A 15448-nucleotide genomic window follows, 5' to 3' on the forward strand; every position below is an offset into this window, starting at 1 on the left:
CGCCCGGTGGGCATGGTGGGTGTCAAGGCCGGGGGACCGAGGCGGGCTCGGCAGTCTCGATCCGCGATCCGGCAGGGCACCGTCGAAGGGCAGGAATGGCAGGGAACGGCTGGGACGAGGGGCCGAGACGGCGGATCGTGGTCGGCGTGAACGGATCACCGGGGAGCCGCGCGGCCCTGCGGTGGGCGATCGCGGAGGCGCGGCGCACCGGGGCCGGCCTGCTCGCCGTGCACGCCTGGAAGTCGCCGGTCGGCGAGCGGCGCGCCCTGCGCTACCCGGACTGGCCCCCGGTGGTCGAGGCCCGGGAGGCCGCCGCCGACGTGCTGGCCGCGGCGATGGAACTGGCCTTCGCGGCCGGGGTCGTCGCCGACGGTGAACTGGTGCGTGGTGCAGCGGCCGCTGCCCTGGTCCGGATCGCGGACCGCGAGGGCGGCCTGCTGGTCCTGGGCACGGGCACCCGCACCGGCCGCTTCCGCACCGGCCGCTTCCGCGCCGCCCGCGGCCGTGGCCGAGTGGCCGCCCACTGCCGCAAGCACGCGCGCTGTCCGGTGCTCGCCGTGCCGCCGACGGCGGAGCGCAGCGCGGCCGCCCCGGCCGTGAGGCTGTGACGCGGCCGCTGGGCACTTGCGGCGGCGGGTCGACCGCTGGCAGCCTGACGGCGTGATCAACACGCCTGCGGCGCCGGACGCGCTGGACGACTTCACCGAGCACCGCCGACTCCTCTTCGGCACCGCCTACCGCCTGCTCGGCAGCGTCGCCGACACCGAGGACGTGCTGCAGGACGCCTGGCTCGCGTGGTCCCGCGTCGACCGGGAGACGGTCGCCAACCCGCGGGCCTACCTGGTGCGCACGGTCACCAACCTCTCGCTCACCCGGCTCACCTCGGCCCGGGCCAAGCGCGAGGCGTACGTCGGCCCCTGGCTGCCCGAACCCCTGCTCACCGCCCCGGACATCGCGGACGGCGCCGAGCTCGCGGACTCCGTCTCCACCGCGATGCTCGTGGTCCTGGAGAGCCTCGGCCCGGTCGAGCGGGCGGTGTTCGTGCTGCGCGAGGCCTTCGGGTTCTCGCACGCGGAGATCGCCGGGTTCCTCGACCGGAGCGAGGCGACGGTCCGCCAGACCGCCCACCGCGCCCGCGAACACGTCCGCGCCCACCGCCGGCGCTTCGACAGCGACCCGGAACAGCGCCGCGAGATCACCGACCGCTTCCTCGCGGCCTGCACCGGCGGTGACCTGAACGCGGTGATGGAGCTCCTCGCCCCGGACGTGACCGCGTGGTCCGACGGCGGCGGCAAGGTCACCGCGGCCCGCCGCCCGCTGCACGGTACCGACGGCGTCGCCCGCTGGATCCTCGGCGTCCTCGCCAAGCCCGAACTCCGGGGCATGGCCTGGCGGTCGGCGGTCATCAACGGCGAGCAGGGCGTCCTGTTCACCATGGCCGGCCACCCGGTCGGCGCGCTCACCTACGACATCGCCGACGGCCGCCTGCAGAACCTGCGCTTCCAGGTCAATCCCGACAAGCTGGCCGGTCTGTCCGGTCTGTCCGAGGAGACGGCGTGACGACCCTGAACCTCTGGCGTCGGCCCCTCGCCGACCTGCCGGCCGACGTGTGGGACCGCACCGACGTGACGGTCCTGATCCTCGCCGAGACCGGCCTCACCGAAGTGCCGCCCGCCGTGGGCGCGTTGCAGCGCCTGCGCACCCTCGACCTCGGCCACAACAAACTCGCGGCCCTCCCCGCCGAACTGGGCGATCTGACGGACCTACGCGACTTCCTCTACCTGCACGACAACGGGCTGTTCACTCTGCCCGAAACCCTCGGCCGCCTCACCGCGCTGCGCTACCTCAACGTCGGCGAGAACCGGCTCCGCGAACTCCCGTCCACGATCGGCGACATGGCGTCGCTGGTGGAGCTCCGCGCCCAGTACAACCGGCTCGCCGCGCTCCCCGACTCGATCGGCCGCCTCGGCGCCCTGCGCGAACTCTGGCTGCGCGAGAACCGGTTGAGCACCCTGCCCGCGTCGATCGGCGACCTGGCCAACCTGCGCGAGCTCGACCTGCGCGAGAACCACCTCACGGAGCTCCCGCCACCCCTCGCCGGCCTGCCCCTGCTGCGCCGCCTCGACGTGCGGAGCAACCGGATCGCCACCTTCCCGCCGTGGCTCGCCGAACTCCCGGCCCTGGAAAAGCTCGACCTCCGCTGGAACCCGGTGACCCCCGCCCCCGTCCTGCTCGAAGCGCTCACGGCCCGGGGCTGCGAAGTCCTCTACTGAGTCCGGGACGGCCTGCGCAACCGGGACCATCGGTCCTCACGTGGACGGCGCCGCCCCGGCGTGCAGGACCTCGTCGCTCTCGGAGTCGACGACCTCCCAGCCGAGCAGGTCGGCGATCCCGGTGGCCACTGCCAGCGCGGCGGTGTAGCCGTCGGGCGTGGAGCAGATCAGCTCCACCACGTCGACCCGCGCCGGCACCCGGCCCTCGTGGACGGCGTAGCCGGCGGCCTCGCCGCGTGCGGCGATGCTCACATCGAGCCACTCGCGGCCGTCTTCGGCCTGGTAGGAGGCCAGGTCGGTCCTCCGGAGGCCGGGCACCGCGTCCAGGTGCGCCAGCAGCACTCCTGTCGCCACGCTCCCGTCGTGGCGGCGGTCCGGCCGAACGGTCAGGTACCAGTACATGCCGACATCCTCGCACCGGCCGCAGTCGGTCCGGCGTTCCGAGGAGGCCGTCCCGGTCCACCCCCGTGGGTCCGGGACGGCCCCCTCTGCTTCAGGCGGTGGTGTCCTGCGGGTACCACCGGAGTTCGACGGTGTTGCCGTCCGGGTCCTGGACGTAGACGGAAGTGGCGGTGCCGCGGGCGCCGTAGCGCGGGACGGGACCCTCCAGGACGGTGAAGACGCCCGAGTCGATGACCTCCTGCCAGTCGAGGGGCTCGACGGTGAGGCAGATGTGGTCGACGTTGGACTCGTGCCGGGGGCGGTGCACCAGGTCGATGATGGTCTCGGCGGTGACCCGGACGGACGGGAAGGACACCTTGCCGGCCCGCCACTCGTCGACCCGGACGGGCTCCAGGCCGAGGAGGCCGGAATAGAAGGCGAGGGACCGCTCGATGTCGGCGACGTTGAGGACGAGGTGGTCGAAGGCGATGACGCGCATGGTGGCCGGCTCCGGGGGTGGGGTTTCGCTGGTGACGGGTTCCACGATCCTCCGCCCGGAAGTGATCATCAATGCCGGATCGTCGTATGATCGTTGAGCTGAATTAAACGATGCCGAACGGTGCCGGAGCGGCCGATGCCGGAGTGGGCGATGCCGGATCGAACGATGCCGGGAGCGGCGGGCGAGGGGGCGGCATGCTGGAGCGGCTGGAGACCGAGGTCTTCCTCGCGCTCGCCGGGGAACTGCACTTCGGCCGGACCGCCGAGCTGCTGAACCTCACCACCGGGCGGGTCAGCCAGGTGGTCAGGAAGCTGGAGCGCCGGATCGGCGCGCCGCTGTTCGAGCGCACCAGCCGGTCCGTCCGGCTCACCCCGGTCGGGCGGCAGCTGGCCGATGACCTCGTCCCGGTGGTGGCCGCGATGGAGGAGGCACTGCGCCGCGCGGTGGACGCCGGCCGGGGAGTGACGGGCGAGCTGCGGGTCGCGTTCATGGGGGAGTGGACGGCGCCGGTGCTGCTGAGGGCGGTCGCGCTGTTCGGCGAGCGGCACCCCGACTGCCGGGTGGACGTCCGGGAGGCGCAGCTCTCGAATTCGCGGTCCGGCCTGGCGGACGGCTCGGTCGACGTCCTGGTGGCCTCCTTCCCCTTCGACGGCATGGCCACCGGGCCGGTCCTGCTGACCGAGCGCCGGGTCCTGGCGGTGCCGGCCGGGCACCCGCTGGCGGCGGAGGAGTCGGTGTCGCTCGACGTGCTCGCGGACCACCCGGTGGTGCAGTACCCGGCGGTGACGTCGGTCGGGTTCAAGCGCGACCGCACCCCCGACCGCACCCCGTCCGGCCGCCCGGTGCCCAAGGGGCCGTGCGGCGGGACGTTCTCCGAGATGCTCAGCCTGGTCGCGCTGGGCCGGGGCGTCCTGCCGGTCGGCGAGCACTGCCGCCAGTACTACCCGCGCCCCGACCTGGCCTACGTCCCGATCCACGACGCCCCGCCGATCGAGCGCGGCCCGGTCTGGCTGCCGGGCAACACGACGGAGCGGGTCCGCGAGTTCGTCCGGGCGGCGGCCGACGTGGCCGCCGCCGGTGCGGCCGTGGTGCGGTAGCGCGCTCAGCCCGCCGGGGTCGTGGCCGGCTGGTCGCAGAAGGTGCCGGACGCGAAGCTGAACACGGTGTACGCGCGGTCCGCCACGGTGAACTCCGCCGCCTCGCGCATGCCCAGGTGCCGGTGGACCGCGAGCGACTTGCGGTTGGACTGCTCGACGAACAGGACGCCGTGGTCGAAGCGGTCGCGCAGGTTCGCGTCGACGGCCCGCAACAGGCGCCGCACGACCCCGCGCCCGCGGAACTCCGGATCCACGACCACCGGCCCGTACAGGTAGAAGCGGTCCGGCGCGAGCCCGGCACGCAGGGCGGCCTCGCAGGTCCGGCGCGGCGGCCCTGCGTCGAGTGCCGGGGAGGCGGGAGCGGTGAGGGCGGCGCCCGCGATCCGCCCGTCCTCCTCGACGATGTAGATGCCGGTGGTGGCTTCCATCGCGGCGAGCTTGTCCTCGTCGAAGCGGCCTTGCACGAAACCCCGCTCCGCGCGCTCCTCCGGGGACAGCCCGTCGCCCCGGGCGCCGTCGATCAGGGCGAGCACTTTGGCATGGTCGGCGGCGACTGCTGTACGTGTCGACAAGGTCATACCGACAACCTATCCGGCCCCGGCGGCCGGGCGTTCGTCGGCCCGCGGCCCTTTGCGGCACCGGGGCGGGAGGGCGGCACAGAGGGCGCCGAAGGGAAGGAAGGCGGCCGCGTGCCAACAGGCATACCCGATGCGGACGTTGCCGCTCAGCAGCATGGTGCTCCAGAGCGCCAGCGTCGTCACCGCGGCACTGAGCAGTCCGGCACGGGCTCCGGACATCGGGTGTGCGGCGCGGAGGCCCGCGAGCGTCCACAACGACAGGGTGGCCGCGATGACGACCGGTGCCGCAACGGAGCCGGGGACGGCGTCGAACGCTCCCGTCCGTTCACGGAGGAAGGCGAGCGACTGTACGAAGCCGGCCGCGAGCCCCAGCCACGCCGCCCGTCCGCGCTCACTCATCGGACGGGCCGAAGTCGTAGGGCACGCCGGTCAGTTGCTCCGATGCCTCCCACAACGTCCGCTGCGCGCCGGTGTCGTGCGAGCCGGAACTCGAACTCCTCACGACCGGGTGGCCGCTGAACTCGCCCGGGCCGCTGGGGGCGTAGTACTCGCCTCCCCTGGCCTCCGGGTCGGTGGCGGCGCGCAGGATCGGCAGGGCGCCGTGCTGGGCGGTGTGGGTGAACGGGCGCCACAGTCCCCAGGACGGTCCCCGGAAGAGGGCGGGCATCGAACGGTTCAGCTCGGTGCGGGCGGCGCCGGGGTGAGCGGCCACCGAGAGCAGGGCGGAGCCCGAGGCGACGAGGCGGCGCTGCAGCTCGTGGGCGTGGAGCAGGTTGGCCAGTTTGGACCGGGCGTAGGCGGCGGCCGGGCGGTACCTGCGCGTGAACCGGAGGTCGTCGAAGTCGAGTTGCGCCGACCGGTGGGCGGGGCTGGTGACCGTCACGATCCGGGCGCCCGGGGTGTCGCGGAGCAGGTCGAGCACGAGTCCGGTGAACGCGAAGTGGCCGAGGTGGTTGATCCCGAGGTGTGTCTCGAAGCCGTCCCGGGTGCGGCCGGGCGGGGCCCACATGACGCCCGCGTTGTTGATCAGGAGGTCCAATTCACTGCACATCGTGTGGAGTTGGTCGGCCGCGGCCCGAACGGACGACAGCGCGGCAAGGTCCAGCGGCAGGGTGACGACGCGGGATCGCGGTGCGGTGCCGCGGATCCGTGCGGCGGCCTGTTCGGCGCGTTCGGCGTCGCGGCAGGCGAGCACCACCGTGGCGCCGCGCCGGGCCAGCGACTCGGCGGTGTGGAAGCCGACGCCGGTGTTGGCCCCGGTGATCAGTGCGGTGCGGCCGGTCTGGTCGGCGATGCGCTCGGCGGTCCAGCGGTGCTGTGCCATCCGATCCTCCTGGTGACGGAGAGTATAATCGGGATGAGCGTCCCGCTTTCACTATCCGGGACGCCCGTCCCGGTTGTCAACGGCGATCGGGGCCCGAACGGGCGGAGGGAGACGGGGCGTGCGGGCCGATGCGCAGCGCAACCGCGTGAAGGTGCTCGAAGCCGCCTCGGCGGCCTTCGCGGAGGAGGGCCTCGCGGTGAGCGTCCAACGGATCGCCCGGCGGGCCGGCGTGGGCACGGGCACGGTGAGCAGGCACTTCCCCACCAAGGACGACCTGTTCCGGGCGATCGTGCTCAGCCGCGTCGAGCGGCTTGTCGAGCGGGCCCGGGCCCTCGCCGAGGAGGCGGAGCCGGGCGAGGCCTTCTTCGGGTTCTTCGCCTACATGGTCGCGGAGGGCGCGATCAACCGGGGGCTGGGAGAGGCCCTGGCCGGCGCGGGGTTCGACATGGAGGGCGCCGCGATCGAGGCCGGCTACGACGTGGGTGCGGCCCTGCGTGACCTGCTCGTCGGTGCGCAGCGGGCGGGCGTGGTGCGGGCGGACGTGACCGTGGCGGACGTCAAGGCGCTCATGCTGGCCTGCCTCACGCGGGAATTCACGCAGCCCGAAGAAGGCGCCCGCGAGCGCCTGCTGGACGTCGTGCGCAGGGGGTTGCGGCCGGAGGCCGACTGACCGCGGGCCGAGCGGCGGGTCCGAGAAAAGATCACCACCGGCTTCATCCACCTGCTACGGTGGATCACATGAAGCGCGCTGCACTCGCCACGACGACGCCGGAGAGAGTCCCGGTGCGCTGACTGCTGACCTAGTCCGAAGCCCCGGGGCGAGTGCCCCGGGGCTTCGCCGTTTCCGGATCCACTCGTCCCGCCCTCCGAGTGGAGACCACCCCATGAACGTTCACGCCCCCGCCGACGTCCACGCCGACTGCGCCGCCGCGCACGAGCACGTGCCCGCCGCGCACGACCACCGCAAGCTCGGCCGCGAGCTGGACCTCTTCGACACCGACCCCTTGATGGGCTCCGGCCTTCCCTACTGGCTGCCCGACGGCGCCGCCGTCCGCCACGCCCTGGAGGAGTACATCCGCGGCCGTGAGCGCCGCGCCGGCTACCGCCACGTCTACTCGCCCGTCCTCGGCAAGCGCGAGCTGTACGAGATCTCCGGCCACTGGGCGCACTACCGCGACGACATGTACCCGCCCATGCAGGTCGGCTCGGAGGAGATGGTGCTGCGCCCCAGCCTCTGTCCCCACCATGCGCTGATGTACCGCTCCCGCCCGCACAGCTACCGCGAACTTCCGCTGCGCATGGCAGAGTTGGGCGGCATGTACCGCTCCGAGCTGTCCGGTGTGCTGGGCGGCCTCACCCGCGTCCGGGCGATCCAGCTGAACGACGCCCACGTCTTCTGCACCCCCGAGCAGGCCGCCGACGAGGCCGTCGCCGCGCTGGAGCTGATCCGCGAGGCGCACCGCGCGCTCGGCATCGTGCCCGTCCGCTACCGCCTCTCGCTGCCCGGCGCGGGCGGCAAGTACGTGGCCGACCCGGCCCTTTGGGAGCGGGCGGTCGCGCTGCTCACCGAGGTGCTGGAGCGCTCCGGCGTGCCGTTCGAGGCGGCGGAGGGCGAGGCCGCGTTCTACGGGCCCAAGATCGACGTCCAGATCGCCGACGGCGCCGGGCGCGAGTTCACCCTCTCCACCGTCCAGATCGACTTCCACCAGCCCGAGCGGTTCGACCTGCACTACATCGGGCCGGACGGCGCCAAGCACCGCCCGGTGATGGTCCACCGCAGCGTGATCGGCAGCGTCGAGCGGGTGGTCGCCCACCTGATCGAGCTCTACGGCGGCGCGTTCCCCGCGTGGCTCGCGCCGGCCCAGATCGTGCTGGTGCCGATCTCGGAGGCCGAGGTCCCGCAGGCCGAGCGGCTGCGCGAGCGCTGCCTGGACCTCGGGCTGCGCGCCGAGATCGCCGGCCCCGAGCACGGGAGCCTCGGGGCGCGGATCCGGGAGGCTCGTCTGGTGCCGTACCAGGCGGTGATCGGAGCGCGGGAGGCGGCGGACGGGCGCGTCGCGCTGCGCCTGCGGGACGGGCGCCGGCTCGACCCGATGCCGGCCGAGGAGGCGCTGGCGCGGATCGGCGCGCTGGTGGCGGCGTACAGCGGCGAGTTGTGGGAGGACGAGTCGGCCCGCTGATCCGAGGGCATACGTACGACTAGTGCGGCAAGCGGTGTGTCGGATCGTCAAGATGGCTCGGCCGCCCGTCGAATGGGCGCGGCGGCCGAGTCCCCGGCCGCCGTCCCCCTCGTTCCGGAGGTACCCATGCGTATCCCGCGCAGGATCGTCGGACCCGCCCTCGCGGCGTGCCTGGCCCTCGCCGGCTCGGCCGCCGTCGCACCCGCCGCCCCGGCCTCGCCGCTCCCGTCCCGGCCGCTGCCGATCCCGGCGGTCCAGTACTGCGCCGCCGTCCTCGGCCACGTGCCCGGCGCGGACGGCCGGTCCCCGATGCTCGGGCGGGCCTGTTCGACGGACTCCCGCGAGGACGCCCTCGCCAAGGCCGACGGCGTGGACCGCTCCGCCGAGCGGCCGATGGACCGCACGTTGCTGCTGGAGGAGTTCAAGGACGCCGACTACGGTGGCGGCGTCATCTACGCCTTCTATGGCGACGCCGGCGGTTGCGACGGCACCGGCTACCACCTCGTGAACTACATCGACGTCGCGCTCAGCGTCTCGTCGATGAAGGGCTACAACAACTGCAACGCCGTCCATCTGTGGTCCACCCTCGGCGTGGAGAAGACGATGGACCTGCCGGCCTCCTACCTGGGGGCGAACTTCAACGACGCCGTCCGCGAACTCCAGGTCTTCCACCGCTGAGTGCCCGTCCCGGCGGCCCTGCCCGCCCGGGCGGGGCCGCCGGCGCGCGTCAGTAGGACTGGAGCTCGATCAGGTGCCCGTCCGGGTCCCGCAGGTGGGCGCTGCGCAGGTTCGGGCCCCACTCCGGGCGGTCGGTGGCGGGCACGGCGAGGGCGCCGCCGTGGGCGAGGCAGAGGGCGAGCGCCGCGTCGACGTCGTCGACGCGGAAGGCGAGCATCGCGGAGTCCTGGGCGGCGGCCCGGACGGGCAGGTCCGTGGTGCCGAGGGTGGCGGCCATGGCGGCGCGGTCGTAGAGCACGAGGACGGCCTGGTCGTCGACGTCCCAGTTGGCGTACGGGCCCTCGGGGGCGCCCTTGACCAGGACGGCGCCGGTGAGGGGCGGGAGGACCGCGCGGTAGAAGCCGAAGCACTCGGCGAAGCGCGTGACGAGCAGGCGGGGGTACAGGGCGTCCATGACCAGGGCTCCTGGGCATGACTCGAATATTAGTAGGTGCAGACCCACTATAGGAAGAACCCTAGAATCCAGCCATGACCCCTCCCGCCGCCCCGTCCCCGTCCCCGCCCCCGTCCTCGGGCGACATGCCGCCGACCCTGCTCGACCTCGGCACCTACCTCCTCTCCCGGATCGGCCGCACCGCGCGGGCCCGCCTCGGCGAGCGGCTGGCCGGGCGCGGGCTGCGGCTGTGGGACATGGCCGTGCTGGCATCCCTCGCCGACTTCGGGCCGCACGCCCAGCGCGAACTCTGCGAGCGGCTCGCCCTGGACCCGAGCGACCTCGCCAAGATCGCCGACCAACTCGCCGCCGGCGGCTACGTCGAACGGGCCCGCGACAGCGCCGACCGGCGGCGCGTTTCGGTGTCCGTGACGGACGCGGGTCGGGCGCTGCTCGCCGAACTCGACGCCGAGGCGCGGTCGGTGCAGGACGAGGTACTCGCACCGCTGGACGCACAGGAACGGGAGGTGCTCCAGGGGCTGCTGCTGCGCGTCCACGCCGGGCTGACGACGGGGCGGTTGGGCCTGTGAGGCGGTAGCAGGCGTGGGCCCGCGGGAATTCGGGTGCGGAGCGTCGGCGGGCTGGTGTGCAATCGAGGGATGGCGATCACGATGAGCACGCCGACGGTCGACGAACTCCATTCCACTGTCGGCGTGTTGACCGACTGGCAGCACGACGACCGACCCGCGCAGCTGCACCCGGGAGACATCGGCTGGTTCCGGCGGTTCGGTGCGGAGCGAACGGCCGCAGCCGTGCGGACGTGGAACCGGGCGGGGGAGGTACTGGCCGTCGGCCTGCTGGACGGACCGGACGTGCTGCGGCTGCAGATCGCGCCGAAGGCACTCCACGACGAGGAGTTGGCGCGGCAGGTGGCCGAGGACGCAGCGTCCCCCCGGCACGGCGTGCTCCCGGAGGGCGAGGCGTACGTGGCCACCCCGCCGGGCGCGCTCGTCCGCGACCTGCTGGTGCGGCACGACTGGGAGGACGGTGACGCCTGGACGCCGCTGCGCCGCGAACTCGGCGAGCCCGTACCGGAGCCAGGCGTGCACGTCGAGGTGGTGGGGCCCGAGCAGGCACCCGAGCGGACTGCCGTCCAGCGCTCGGCGTTCGCCAACTCCACCTTCACCGACGAACGCTGGCACTCGATGGCGGCAGCCGCCCCGTACGCCGCCGCGCGCTGCCTGCTCGCCCGTAACGACCGGGGCGAACCGGTGGCCGCCGCGACGGTGTGGTCCGCGGGAGAAGACAGACCCGGCCTGATCGAACCGATGGGCGTCCACGCGGACCACCGCGGCCTCGGCTACGGCCGCGCCATCGTGCTCGCAGCGGCGCGGACACTCCAGGAGCTGGGTTCCTCCAACGTCGGCGTGTGTACGCCGAGTTCCAACGCCGCCGCCATCGCCGCCTACCGATCGGCCGGACTCCGGCGACTGCCGGAGCTCCGGGATCTGCGCCGAAGGGCTTGAAGGCCTCTCCTTCGTCTCCGGCCTGTCGAGCAACGCGTCGGACGCCTCCAGCCTGCCCGGCCGGCAGATGGGATCCCCCAATGCGGGGAAGGGAACCGCTGGATGAGCAGTACGTGTCACCCTGTCCGTGACGGCGGCGACATACCGGGGGAGGCTTGGTGGCTGCCAATGGTGACACCGAAGGAATAGCGGAACAGCCGGCCGTGTTCGTGGGCCCCCATCAGTTGCTGCGGCCGTTGGGCGAGGGCGGGATGGGGGTGGTGTACCTGGCCCGCTCGCCCGGACTGAGGCTGCTCGCGGTGAAGGTCATCCGGCCCGAGTACGCGGAGGACCCGCAGTTCCAGCGCCGGTTCCAGCAGGAGGTGGAGGCCGCCCGGCGGGTGACGGGGTTCCACACGCCGCCCGTGGTGGACGCGCAGCCGCGCGGTTCCCGGCCGTGGATGGCCACGGCGTACCTGCCGGCGCCGTCGCTCGGCGAGGTGGTCAGGCGGTTCGGCCCGCTCGGCGAGGCGGGTGCGCGGGCCTTGGGGGCGGCCCTCGCGGAGGCGCTGGCCGCGATCCACGCCGTGGGCGTGGTGCACCGTGACCTCAAGCCGGGCAATGTGCTCATCGCGCGGGACGGTCCGCGTGTCATCGACTTCGGGATCAGCCGTGCCTTCGACGCCGTTCACCTGACCCGGACCGGCATGGTGTGCGGCACGCCCGGATACATCGCTCCCGAGCGCATCGTCTCCGCATCCGTCACCTTCGCCTCGTCGGACGTGTTCTCGCTCGGCTGCCTGCTGGTGTACGCGCTCACCGGCCGCACCCCGTTCGGCACCGGTGAGCCCGCGCAGATCAACCGGCGGGCGGTCTACGAGGAGCCCGAACTCGCCGGTGTGCCGGCCGTGTTGCGCCCGCTGGTGGCCGCGTGCCTGGACAAGGAGCCGGCCCGGCGGCCCGCGGCGGCGGCCGTGCTGGCCGCACTGGCTCCGGTCGATCCGGCGGCACTGCTGAGTCCGGGCCTGCTGGCCGACCTCGACGCCCGGGAGCGGCAGGCCGCGACCGACCTGGCCGCGCCGCCCGCCGATCCGCCCGCGCTGCCGGTGCGGACGTGGCAGTCGCTCAGCCGCCGCGGCCTGTTCGGCCTCGGTGCCGGGCTCGGCGCGGGTGTGGCGGCGGCCGTCGGCGTGCCGCTGCTGCTCACGCGTCGGGCACGGGCGGCCGCCGGGACGGCGACGGTCGGCAATCCCGTGGACGCATGGGGAGCCGATGCGGGAGGCGCGAGCCCCGCGACCGAAGCCCCGGCCCCGCTGTGGAGCCGGCCGTTCAGCGGTGTGGCGATCGGCCACCAGCTGTCCGTCCTCGGGCCCACCCCGGTGTGGTGGTCCCAGGGGCTGGGCGCGACCGGCCTCGACGGCTCGACGGGGCGTCAGGCGTGGGCCCGGGAGGACGTCCAGTTCTTCCAGGCGCAGAACGGGCTGCTCTACGGGACGTCCATGGACTTCAAGAGCCTGGTGTGGCTGAACGCCACCGCCGAGGACCACCGGATCCCGCTCACCGTGCCCGCCGAGCAGAAGATGGACGCCGAGATGAGCATCGGGGTTTTCGGTGCGGACGACCGGACCGTGGTGATGGCCCGGCAGACGGCCTTCGCCGGCGGCGGAGTCGTCGTCGGGGCCGATCTGGGTACCGGGGAGGTGCTGTGGCAGCACGACGTCGCCCAGAACATGGCGGTGTCCACGGCCCACGACAATGAGGTCTTGTTCAGCGGTTCCGGCAGCTCGATGGGTCTGGTCGCCGACGGCAGGTGCTACTACCAGGACGGTGACGTCCTGCACGCCGTGGACCTGCGGACCGGAGCGTCCCAGTGGCAGGCCACCGGGCTTGGGGCCGGGGGCACCGCGCTGCCCTCACGGCTGATCCGCACCAGCGAACTGCTGGTGGTCGTCAACGGACTGACGGTGGTGGCCCTGGAACCGGCGACCGGGCGGCAGCGCTGGTTGGCTCCCCCCGTCCCGCAGGCGGTCTTCGGCTGTGCACTGGGTGCCGGCAGGCTGCTGCTGTCCGGGAACCTGGGCACCGCCTACTGCCTGGACGTCACGACCGGCAAAGGGCTGTGGCACTCCACCGTGGCGACGGCGACCTCGCCGGGCACGGGGATGGACTTCCGGGTGCCGTCGGCAGGCGACGGCTTCTTCGGCGTCCCCCTGCTGGGCGGGCCGTCCGGGGCCGCCGTCCTGGACGCCGCCGCAGGCGCGGTCCGCTGGGTGTCACGCCCGGCCTCCGACGAGGGCCAGTGGACCACCGCGGCCGTCGGCGGAACGCTCTACTGCGCCTCCTCCACCACGCTGCGCGCCTTCCGGGCCGGCGCCGCATGAGCGCGCAGAGCATCGGTCCCTACCGCATCCTGCGAAAGCTCGGCGTGGGGGGCATGGGCGCCGTCTACCTGGCCACCACCGGCAGCGGGCGCCCCGTCGCGGTGAAGACCGTGCAGCAGGAGTACGCGGCCGACGCCGAGTTCCGGCGCAGGTTCACCCAGGAGGTGGCGGCGGCCAGGTCGGTCAACGGGGCCTACACCGTGGCGGTGGTGGACGCCGACACCGAAGCGGAAGTCCCGTGGCTGGCCACCGAGTTCGTCGCCGGGCCGTCGCTGTACGAGGCCGTGGTACGGCACGGCGCGCTCGCCGGGCCCGCGCTGCAGACCCTGGGAGCGGGCCTGGTGGAGGCGCTCGCCGCGATCCATCGCGCCCGGATCATCCACCGGGACTTGAAGCCCTCGAACATCCTGGTCGCCCGGGACGGCCCGAGGGTCATCGACTTCGGGATCAGCAAGCCGACGGCCGACGCGCTGCCCACCGCGAGCGGCCAGATCATCGGCACCCCCGGGTTCATGTCCCCCGAACACGCGGCAGGGTTGAACCTCACCCCCGCCAGCGACCTGTTCTCACTCGGCGCCGTGCTGGCCTTCGCCGGGACCGGCCGCACACCCTTCGGCGAGGGACCGCCGGCGGTGCTGATCTACCGGGCCTCCGAGGAGCCTCCGGACCTCGACGGAGTGCCACCGGAGCTGGTGGGACTGCTGGTGCGCTGTCTGGACCGGGACCCGGCCCGGCGGCCCGCACCCGCCGAGCTCGCCGAGGCCTTCCGGTACGGCCCGGCGGTCGGCACCGACTGGCTGGGAGGGGCGGAGCGGACCGTACGCCGGCGTGAGCGCGAACTGGCCCGGGTGCTGAGCGATCCGAACGGCACCCGGCGCCGGCTGCTCGTCCTCGGCGGAGCACTGCTCGCCACGGCCGCCGCGGGCGGTGCCACCCGGGCGCTGTGGCCGGGCACGTCGGGCGCGCCCCCGACGGCGTGGTCGGTGACCCTTCCCCGGGCCGGCATGACACCGGTGGGCTGCGGCCCGGCGGCGGTGGTGTGCGCGGACCGCACGGGAGCCGTCGGCTACGCCCGTTCCGACGGACGGGTGTTGTGGAGCAGCACCGCGGACACGGGGATGGTCCCGGTCGGCGACGGCGAGCGGCTCTGGTCCGTGGACTCCGACGGCTCGGTGCGGGCACGCGACGCGCGCAGTGGTGAGACGGTCTGGCGTTCGTCCGAGACGGTTCCCGGTGCGCAGTCCGTCGCCCTGCCGCTGCCGGGCCTGCTGCTGGTCACCGGAGCGGACGGAACGCTGCACGGCTACGACGCGGCCGGAGGGCGCCGGCTGTGGAGCAGTACGGCGCTGGGCACTTCGTTCCGCATCCAGGGCATGCCGTCGGCGGGGTTGCTGATCGTCACGCTCCTCGGGGACCCGGCCCGGCTCGCCAAGGGCGCCTTCCGGTTCGTGGCACTCGACAGCGCGACCGGACGCCAACGCTGGTCGCTCGACGCCCAGGACCTCTACGCGCCGCCGGACGGGAGCCGGCTGTACGCCCTGGGCGCGGATCTCGCCCTCACCGCCGTGGACGGCCAGAACGCGACCGTCCTCTGGAGTCGGCCCACCGGTCTTCCGTCCGGGACCATGTACAACGCTTCCTACCGGGGTTCGCTCTCGCTCCGCCAAGGGGTGATCACCTGCCTGCCCCTCACCGCGACGACGGCCACGGACGGGAAGGTCGTGACGGCGGCCTTCGACACCGAGGGCGCCCGGCTCTGGACCGGCTCGCGCACCGGCGTCCTCACCGGGTGCGCGGACGCCGGAACCGTCGTCGTGACCGGCGGCCCGCACGACGCGTCCGCCCTCGACCTGCGCACCGGGCGCACCGCGTGGACCTGGCCGTCGCCACACGGCGCCGCCACCGTGTGGGGCGCCGTCGGAGGGTCGTTCCTGATCACTGCGCCCACCGCGGCCGACGGCTTCACCGTGCAGTCGCTCACCAGCGCCGCCGGCAAACCGCAATGGCACCAGACGTTCGCCCGGCAGCCAGGGGCCCCGCAAGTCCTCGCCCAGGACTCGGCCCTGCTGGTCGGCTACGGGACCACCCTGACCGCCTATCACCTGTCAGCCGGCTGACA

17 protein-coding genes are annotated in these 15448 nt (G+C 73.6%); 11 read left to right on the forward strand and 6 right to left on the reverse strand.

Going from position 1 to position 15448, the window contains the following annotated elements:
- The first annotated feature begins 95 nt into the window (after nt 1-95).
- From ACFVSN_RS39320 to ACFVSN_RS39330, 3 genes are read left to right on the forward strand one after another with little or no spacing between them, the layout of a single operon-like run.
- Nucleotides 96-608, forward strand: coding sequence for a universal stress protein (locus tag ACFVSN_RS39320; protein ID WP_387958172.1), 513 nt, complete (start codon nt 96-98; stop codon nt 606-608).
- Between the two features lie 52 nt (nt 609-660).
- A complete protein-coding gene (locus ACFVSN_RS39325; RefSeq protein ID WP_387958174.1) occupies nt 661-1560 on the forward strand; it encodes an RNA polymerase sigma-70 factor in 900 nt (299 codons plus the stop codon).
- Nucleotides 1557-2273 carry a leucine-rich repeat domain-containing protein gene (locus ACFVSN_RS39330; RefSeq protein WP_387958176.1) on the forward strand — a complete coding sequence of 239 codons (717 nt, stop codon included), beginning with the start codon at nt 1557-1559 and terminating at the stop codon, nt 2271-2273. The genes ACFVSN_RS39325 and ACFVSN_RS39330 overlap by 4 nt, the downstream gene beginning before the upstream one ends.
- Before the next feature lie 36 nt (nt 2274-2309).
- Here the strand turns inward: ACFVSN_RS39330 and ACFVSN_RS39335 are convergent, their stop codons facing one another.
- The gene (locus ACFVSN_RS39335; RefSeq protein WP_387958178.1) at nt 2310-2675 is read right to left on the reverse strand and encodes a hypothetical protein; all 366 of its coding nucleotides are present in this window, start codon (nt 2673-2675) and stop codon (nt 2310-2312) included.
- Nucleotides 2676-2766: 91 nt separating this feature from the next.
- Nucleotides 2767-3153, reverse strand: coding sequence for a VOC family protein (locus ACFVSN_RS39340; protein ID WP_387595102.1), 387 nt, complete (start codon nt 3151-3153; stop codon nt 2767-2769).
- Nucleotides 3154-3347: 194 nt separating this feature from the next.
- Here ACFVSN_RS39340 and ACFVSN_RS39345 point away from each other — a divergent pair, with 194 nt between their 5' ends.
- A complete protein-coding gene (locus tag ACFVSN_RS39345) occupies nt 3348-4250 on the forward strand; it encodes a LysR family transcriptional regulator (RefSeq protein ID WP_387958179.1) in 903 nt (300 codons plus the stop codon).
- A 5-nt stretch (nt 4251-4255) separates the two neighbouring features.
- On the opposite strand, the gene ACFVSN_RS39350 is transcribed toward ACFVSN_RS39345, so the two are convergent.
- From ACFVSN_RS39350 to ACFVSN_RS39360, 3 genes are read right to left on the reverse strand one after another with little or no spacing between them, the layout of a single operon-like run.
- Entirely contained in the window at nt 4256-4828 is a 573-nt protein-coding gene (locus tag ACFVSN_RS39350; protein ID WP_387958181.1) for a GNAT family N-acetyltransferase, read from the reverse strand.
- A gap of 9 nt (nt 4829-4837) precedes the next feature.
- Nucleotides 4838-5227, reverse strand: a complete 390-nt coding sequence (locus ACFVSN_RS39355) for a hypothetical protein (RefSeq protein WP_387958183.1) — start codon at nt 5225-5227, stop codon at nt 4838-4840.
- Nucleotides 5220-6152, reverse strand: a complete 933-nt coding sequence (locus tag ACFVSN_RS39360) for an oxidoreductase (RefSeq protein ID WP_387958185.1) — start codon at nt 6150-6152, stop codon at nt 5220-5222. Before ACFVSN_RS39360 ends, ACFVSN_RS39355 begins: the two co-directional genes overlap by 8 nt.
- Nucleotides 6153-6270: 118 nt before the next feature.
- Here ACFVSN_RS39360 and ACFVSN_RS39365 point away from each other — a divergent pair, with 118 nt between their 5' ends.
- The 3 genes from ACFVSN_RS39365 to ACFVSN_RS39375 all read left to right on the forward strand — a co-directional run bounded on the left by ACFVSN_RS39365 (nt 6271) and on the right by ACFVSN_RS39375 (nt 9010).
- Nucleotides 6271-6822, forward strand: coding sequence for a TetR/AcrR family transcriptional regulator (locus tag ACFVSN_RS39365; protein WP_387958188.1), 552 nt, complete (start codon nt 6271-6273; stop codon nt 6820-6822).
- Nucleotides 6823-7036: 214 nt separating this feature from the next.
- Nucleotides 7037-8332, forward strand: coding sequence for a threonine--tRNA ligase (gene thrS / locus ACFVSN_RS39370; RefSeq protein ID WP_387958190.1), 1296 nt, complete (start codon nt 7037-7039; stop codon nt 8330-8332).
- A gap of 126 nt (nt 8333-8458) precedes the next feature.
- Complete coding sequence (locus ACFVSN_RS39375) at nt 8459-9010, forward strand: hypothetical protein (protein ID WP_387958192.1); 552 nt, start codon at nt 8459-8461, stop codon at nt 9008-9010.
- A 49-nt stretch (nt 9011-9059) separates the two neighbouring features.
- Here ACFVSN_RS39375 and ACFVSN_RS39380 read toward each other — a convergent pair whose 3' ends face one another.
- Nucleotides 9060-9464, reverse strand: coding sequence for a VOC family protein (locus ACFVSN_RS39380; RefSeq protein WP_387958194.1), 405 nt, complete (start codon nt 9462-9464; stop codon nt 9060-9062).
- Between the two features lie 74 nt (nt 9465-9538).
- On the opposite strand from ACFVSN_RS39380, the gene ACFVSN_RS39385 reads away from it, so the two are divergent.
- The 4 genes from ACFVSN_RS39385 (at nt 9539) to ACFVSN_RS39400 (ending at nt 15446) form a co-directional block, all read left to right on the forward strand.
- Nucleotides 9539-10033, forward strand: coding sequence for a MarR family winged helix-turn-helix transcriptional regulator (locus tag ACFVSN_RS39385; RefSeq protein ID WP_387958196.1), 495 nt, complete (start codon nt 9539-9541; stop codon nt 10031-10033).
- 69 nt (nt 10034-10102) lie between these two features.
- Nucleotides 10103-10969 carry a GNAT family N-acetyltransferase gene (locus ACFVSN_RS39390; RefSeq protein ID WP_387958198.1) on the forward strand — a complete coding sequence of 289 codons (867 nt, stop codon included), beginning with the start codon at nt 10103-10105 and terminating at the stop codon, nt 10967-10969.
- Nucleotides 10970-11127: 158 nt separating this feature from the next.
- Nucleotides 11128-13329, forward strand: coding sequence for a protein kinase (locus ACFVSN_RS39395; RefSeq protein WP_387958200.1), 2202 nt, complete (start codon nt 11128-11130; stop codon nt 13327-13329).
- Nucleotides 13326-15446, forward strand: coding sequence for a PQQ-binding-like beta-propeller repeat protein (locus ACFVSN_RS39400; protein WP_387958201.1), 2121 nt, complete (start codon nt 13326-13328; stop codon nt 15444-15446). The genes ACFVSN_RS39395 and ACFVSN_RS39400 overlap by 4 nt, the downstream gene beginning before the upstream one ends.
- The last annotated feature ends 2 nt before the right edge of the window (nt 15447-15448 follow it).

This window comes from Kitasatospora sp. NPDC057904 (assembly GCF_042887925.1).
GTDB lineage: Bacteria > Actinomycetota > Actinomycetes > Streptomycetales > Streptomycetaceae > Kitasatospora.